Origin of the sequence: Rhodococcus sp. O3 (assembly GCF_048897285.1) — a bacterium.
GTDB lineage: Bacteria > Actinomycetota > Actinomycetes > Mycobacteriales > Mycobacteriaceae > Rhodococcus.
In genome coordinates this window covers 1-5420 of sequence record NZ_JBMBTE010000204.1, presented here as the reverse complement: position 1 = coordinate 5420, position 5420 = coordinate 1, and the positions used below count along the sequence as shown (strand labels likewise).

Below are 5420 nucleotides of genomic sequence, written 5' to 3'. Positions count from 1 at the left end.
GGACCCGAACTACCCGTCGGTGCCGTCGACCCACTGCACGAGCTGGAACACGATGCCGTTGGGATCGAGCATCTGGAAGTAGCGCTCCCCCCACGGCTCGGTCTCGATCGGGGTGACGATGCGGACGCCTTCGCCCCGGAGCCGCTCGTATTCGGCGTCGATGTCGTCGACGACGAACGCCACGAGCGTCCCCTGCCCGGCGGCACCGGCATGGCTGGCCGGTTTGAAGGTACCGAGCCCGGTACGCAGGAAGATCAGGTTGAATCCCGCGTCCTCGCGGGCGAGGGACACGAAACCGTCGGCGGACATCTCCGGGGCGAAACCCAGGTGCCGGATCGCGAACTCCGCCGACGCCTCGACGTCTACGACATTGAGGGACAGGGCGCTGCCGGTGATTTGCACGAGAACACTCCTTCTTGTGGGATGCCGCCGGTTAACGTACACCGTACGGCGGTTGTTCCCGGAGGTCCGGCAGGTTGTTTCGTGCACGCCCGGCAGGCACCATGAAAACGCCCCGAACACCCCGTTCACCTCGGAGGCACTCATGACCGACATCGATACCGCCCCCACGGTCGAGGCCCTTGCACAACGGGTCCTCGACGCATCGCTCGGAACGGTCGACCTGATCGCCATCTATATCGGCGACCGGCTCGGCTGGTACCGCAGTCTCGCCGCGGACGGTCCGGCCACACCGGAGGAACTGGCCGAGCGTACCGGCACCCATCCTCGTTATGCCCGCGAATGGCTCGAGCAACAGGCCGCGACCGGGCTGCTCGTCGCGAGCGACGGAGATCCGCGGCGCTACACCCTCCCGGAGGCCGCGGCCGAGGTTCTCACCGACGAGCGCAGCCTCAACTACCTCAGCCCGATGGCACGCATGTTCTGCGGTTTCGCCGTCCACCTGCCCGAACTGCTCACCGCCTACCGCACCGGCGGCGGCGTGAGCTGGGCGGACCTCGGTGCGGACGCGCGGGAATCGCAGGCCGCGATGAACCGGCCGTGGTTCGAGAACGCCCTGCCGGCGGCGCTGGCGTCGGTGCCGGAACTCCACGACAGGCTGCGGAAGCCGGGGATCGAGATCGCCGACATCGGTTGCGGTGGAGCATGGTCGACGATCGCCCTGGCGCGTGCGTATCCGCAGGCCCGGGTGACCGGCTACGACATCGATCCGGCGACCGTAGCCCTTGCGACGTCCAATGTCGCCGAACACCCGGATGTTTCGGACCGTGTCACGATCATCGAAGCGGATGCTCAGGGCCTTCCGGAAGGACGATTCTCGGCCGCGTTCGCGTTCGAGTGCATCCACGACATGCCCCGGCCTGTGGAAGTGCTCGGCGCGATGCGGCGGGCACTGACCGATGACGGCGTGGTCGTCGTGATGGACGAAGCGGTCGCGGACGAGTTCACCGCACCCGCAAACGAAGTCGACCGCCTCATGTACGGGTTCAGCCTGACCTGCTGCCTGCCCGACAGCATGAGTCACCCCGGCTCGGTCGGGACCGGAACCGTGATGCGCATGCCGACGTTGCGCCGCTACGCGCTCGAAGCCGGGTTCGCCGACGTGTCGGTCCTGCCGATCGAGAACTTCGATCTGTGGCGTTTCTACCTGCTCACCGCGTAGTGATCGTGCGGCCGCCCCGACCGCGGCCGCACGATCCGTTCCGACTCCTCGCTATTCTCCCGCGAGGTCGGCCGACAGGTCCGCGACCACGACGCCCTCGGGCACCCGGACCTCTTCGATCGGTTCGGGCCGGTCGTCGAACTCGAGCTTCAGCGCCCGGCACATGGTGGCGTGCATGTCGTACATGCACGTGATGTACGTCAGTTCGAGGATCTCGGAGTCGGAGAGCTCCGCCTGCAGGACGGCGAACACCTCGTCGGGCACGCGGCCACCGTCGTGGACGAGTCCGTCGGTGTAGGCGAGCACGGCGCGTTCGAGCGGGGAGAACAGGTCGCTGATCTGCCAGGACGGGATCGCGGCGATCTTCTCGTCCGCCATGCCGAGCGACCGCATCTGCTTGCAGTGCTGCGAGAAGACGAACTGGCTTCCGCGGGCGTACCCGGCGCGTGCCTGGCCGAGTTCCCGCAGGTGGGGATCCAGTTTCGCGTTCCGGTAGAGCGAGAATCCGCGCACCGCGTGCCGGAACACCGAGGGTGACTGGGCGAAGACCGTCCACCAGTCACCCGGGGTGGCGTGGATGGTGCCGTGATCGACGGCGGGATCCTTGTCCGGGCCGAACAGCCTGTCGTAGAAGAAGAGGATCTTCTCGTCGGTCACCTCGGCGCGGGGGACCTCACGAAGTCGGGGCATGGCGGGCTCCTTTCGGGTTTGTCAGCGGACGCTCGTCGCGCGCCGGTCGGCGGCGGTCTTCGGCTCGTGCCGGACATCATCTTCCGTGAATTCTCGTGTCCAGCACGCGAATTCCAGAAGAGCGCCGTCCGGATCCTGGAAGTAGAACGATCGCACGAAGGTGCCGGCATGCACCTCCCGGGACACCCCCGCGGGGCTGTCGTCGTGGTTGAGGACACGGCTGACCGCGATGCCCTCGGCCTTCAGTCGGCTGCGGTACTCGTCGAACTTCTCCGGCGGCACCGCGAAGGCGACGTGGTTCATGGAGCCGACGGCGCTGGCGAGTTCGCCCTGGTCCGGCAGGCCCTTGGGTGCGGCGATACCCGGTGCGGCGTCAGGGGAATCCGCGAGCCAGAAGAACGCGAGGGTGTTCCCTCCTCCGCAGTCGAAGAAGAAGTGCTGGCCGAGTCCGTCGGGCAGGTCGAGCGTCTTGACGAGCGGCATGCCCAGCACGCCCGAGTAGAAGTCGATGGTGCGTCGCATGTCGGAGCACACGAGCGCGAGGTGGTTGATTCCGCGGAATTCGAACTTCGGATCCGAGTTGTTCATTGCGATCCCTTTCGGCGCGATGACGAGGAAGAATGTGTCGTGGCTGTGGCCGAAAAATGACTTGACAGTCATGTCATCTTCTTGGATAGTTTGACCGTGGCCAAGTCATCTGTCAACACCCCGTCCGTCCCTGCACCGGTCGACACCCTGACCGCACGCGGCCGCAAGACCCGCGATGCACTGCTCGACGCTGCCCGCACCGTGTTCGAGACCGTCGGTTTCCCCGACACGCGGGTCGAACAGATCTCACAGGAGGCCAAGGTCTCCTACGGAACGTTCTACCGCTACTTCGAATCCAAGGAAGACATCTTCCGCGAGCTCAGCACACGCCTGTTCGAGGACGTGCACCGTCGCGAACCCGCAGAGCCCGACCTGTCCCCCGCCGCCCGTCTCGTCGCGTCCAACCGCTCCTACTACCAGGCGTACCGGCGCAACGCGCGACTGATGGCGATCGTCGAGCAGGTCGCGACGTTCAACGACGAGTTCCGCGCGCTGCGTCAGCAGCACCGCCAGCAACTGGTCGAACGGACGTCGCGGGCGATCGCCCGCTGGCAGGCCGACGGGCTCGTCCGCTCCTCGCTCGACCCGGTGTTCGCGGCCCGTGCCATGGCCGCGATGGTCGACCACACCCTCTACCTCTGGCTCGTCCAGGGCGACGAGGCCGACGAGGAACGGCTGCTGGACACCCTGGACCAGATGTGCCTCGGCGCCCTGGGACTCGACCCCGACACCGCATAGCTGCGAGGAGAACTCTGCCCCATGAACGGCATGTCCCCATGAACGACCTCGCCGATCGCTTCTTCGCCGCCGTCGAACGCGGCGACGAGGCGACACTCATCAAGATGTACGCGCCCGACGCGTGTATCTGGCACAACGACGACGGCCTCGAGCAGACCGTTTCCGAGAACCTCCGAGTACTGCGGTGGCTCGCGCGGACGCTCGAGGACTTCCGTTACGAAGACATCCGCCGGCACATCCTGCCCGACGGATTCGCTCAGCAACACGTGGTCCGCGGCGTCCTCCCGGGGCACGGCCCCCTGGAGATCCCCGCCGGCCTGTTCGTCCGCGTCGAGGACGGACACATCTCCCGCATCGACGAGTACGTCGACTCCGCCGCGATCCGACCCCTTCGCGAGATCGGTTCCCGCAACCGAACATCGCGCACCTAACACGAGAGGGAACACTCACATGACGGTGAACCACCCCGACGACGAGCTCGCCGACCTGCGCGCCCGGATGCGCGCCTTCATCGACGGCGAGGTCATCCCCGCCGAACCGGTCCTCACCCGTGAGGGTGACGACGCCCGGAAGACGCTCGACGGATTGCGTTCCCGCGCCAAGGAACTCGGACTCTGGGCTCTCGGGCATCCGGCCGACGTCGGCGGCGGGGGCGTGCCGTTCCTCGACTTCGTCTACCTCAACGAGATCATCGGACGCTCTGAATTCGGTCAGCTCGCCGTGGGTTCGGTGTCCATGCAGGACACGCTGATGCTGCGCAAGCACGGCACCGAGGAGCAGAAGAAGCGGTGGATCCCGCCGCTGGTCGCCGGGGACTTCCTGCCGTCCGTCGGCCTGACCGAACCCGACGTCGCCGGCTCGGACCCGACCCTGATCGAGACCCGCGCGGAACTCGACGGCGACACCTGGGTCATCAACGGGCACAAGTGGTTCACCACCGGTGTCGCCGACGCCGGATACTGCTCCGTCTTCGCCCGCACCGAACCCGAGTCCACGCCGCGCCACTCACGGATCAGCGCGATCATCGTGCCCACCGACACCCCCGGGTTCGAGATCGTCCGCTCGATCCCGACCATGGGACACGACCCGAGCGACCACTACGAGGTCCGGCTCACCGACGTCCGCGTCCCGGCCGCCAACCTCCTCGGGGAGCGTGGCAAGGGGTTCGTCGTCGCCCAGGATCGTCTCGGCCCCGGCCGGATCTTCCACTGCATGCGCTGGCTCGGCCAGGCACAGCGGGCCTTCGAGCTGATGTGCGAGCGCGCGAACGTCCGCTACGTGCACGGCTCGCTCCTCGCCGAGAAGGGCGAGATCCACCGCTACGTGGCGGAATCGGCAGCCGAGATCCACGCGGCGCGGCTGATGACCCTCGACGCGGCTCGTGCCATGGACGCCGGCGAGGACGCGCGGGTCCAGATCGGCCTGATCAAGTTCTGGGGTGCCCGGATGCTCCACAACGTCGTCGATCGTGCGATCCAGGTCCACGGGGCGCTGGGCCTGACCGGCGACACGCCGCTCGAGGAGATGTACCGCCGGGCCCGGTACGCGCGGATCTACGACGGCCCCGACGAAGTGCACCGCATGTCGACGGCGCGTCGTCTCCTGCGCGACCCCGAGGCGGCACCGTGGCGATGACCGAATCCCCCACCACCACACTCGCCGACGGCATCGCCGACGTCCTGACCGGCGCGCGAGGCGAGACCGTCACGGTCGCGGACGTGCACCGGCTCACCGGCGGGGCGAGCAGGCAGGTGTGGTCCGTCGAGGCGCACGCCGCCGACGG

The 5420-nt window shown here is 67.5% G+C and carries 7 protein-coding genes; 4 read left to right on the top strand and 3 right to left on the bottom strand.

Annotated features, from left to right (window positions below):
- Positions 1-9: 9 nt before the first annotated feature.
- The gene (locus ACN675_RS27405) at positions 10-402 is read right to left on the bottom strand and encodes a VOC family protein (RefSeq protein WP_420753817.1); all 393 of its coding nucleotides are present in this window, start codon (positions 400-402) and stop codon (positions 10-12) included.
- Between the two features lie 142 nt (positions 403-544).
- Between ACN675_RS27405 and ACN675_RS27400 the strand changes: the two genes are divergently transcribed.
- Positions 545-1621, top strand: coding sequence for a methyltransferase domain-containing protein (locus tag ACN675_RS27400; protein ID WP_420753816.1), 1077 nt, complete (start codon positions 545-547; stop codon positions 1619-1621).
- 51 nt (positions 1622-1672) lie between these two features.
- On the opposite strand, the gene ACN675_RS27395 is transcribed toward ACN675_RS27400, so the two are convergent.
- Together ACN675_RS27395 and ACN675_RS27390 are read right to left on the bottom strand one after the other, a co-directional pair.
- Positions 1673-2311 (bottom strand): carboxymuconolactone decarboxylase family protein, encoded by a 639-nt coding sequence (locus ACN675_RS27395; protein ID WP_420753815.1) that lies wholly within the window; start codon positions 2309-2311, stop codon positions 1673-1675.
- A 21-nt stretch (positions 2312-2332) separates the two neighbouring features.
- Entirely contained in the window at positions 2333-2899 is a 567-nt protein-coding gene (locus ACN675_RS27390) for a VOC family protein (RefSeq protein ID WP_420753818.1), read from the bottom strand.
- Between the two features lie 96 nt (positions 2900-2995).
- Between ACN675_RS27390 and ACN675_RS27385 the strand changes: the two genes are divergently transcribed.
- Genes ACN675_RS27385 through ACN675_RS27375 form a run of 3 tightly spaced genes read left to right on the top strand, consistent with a single transcriptional unit; the run spans position 2996 to position 5272 of the window.
- Positions 2996-3637 carry a TetR/AcrR family transcriptional regulator gene (locus ACN675_RS27385; protein ID WP_420753814.1) on the top strand — a complete coding sequence of 214 codons (642 nt, stop codon included), beginning with the start codon at positions 2996-2998 and terminating at the stop codon, positions 3635-3637.
- A gap of 38 nt (positions 3638-3675) precedes the next feature.
- A complete protein-coding gene (locus ACN675_RS27380; RefSeq protein WP_420753813.1) occupies positions 3676-4068 on the top strand; it encodes a nuclear transport factor 2 family protein in 393 nt (130 codons plus the stop codon).
- A gap of 19 nt (positions 4069-4087) precedes the next feature.
- Positions 4088-5272, top strand: a complete 1185-nt coding sequence (locus tag ACN675_RS27375; RefSeq protein WP_420753812.1) for an acyl-CoA dehydrogenase family protein — start codon at positions 4088-4090, stop codon at positions 5270-5272.
- The last annotated feature ends 148 nt before the right edge of the window (positions 5273-5420 follow it).

Bases quoted from the DNA above. Each gene is read 5' to 3' on its own strand.
- ACN675_RS27400 (WP_420753816.1), top strand. From the start codon at position 545: ATGACCGACATCGATACCGCCCCCACGGTCGAGGCCCTTGCACAACGG.
- ACN675_RS27390 (WP_420753818.1), bottom strand. From the start codon at position 2,899: ATGAACAACTCGGATCCGAAGTTCGAATTCCGCGGAATCAACCACCTC.
- ACN675_RS27395 (WP_420753815.1), bottom strand. From the start codon at position 2,311: ATGCCCCGACTTCGTGAGGTCCCCCGCGCCGAGGTGACCGACGAGAAG.
- ACN675_RS27375 (WP_420753812.1), top strand. From the start codon at position 4,088: ATGACGGTGAACCACCCCGACGACGAGCTCGCCGACCTGCGCGCCCGG.
- ACN675_RS27380 (WP_420753813.1), top strand. From the start codon at position 3,676: ATGAACGACCTCGCCGATCGCTTCTTCGCCGCCGTCGAACGCGGCGAC.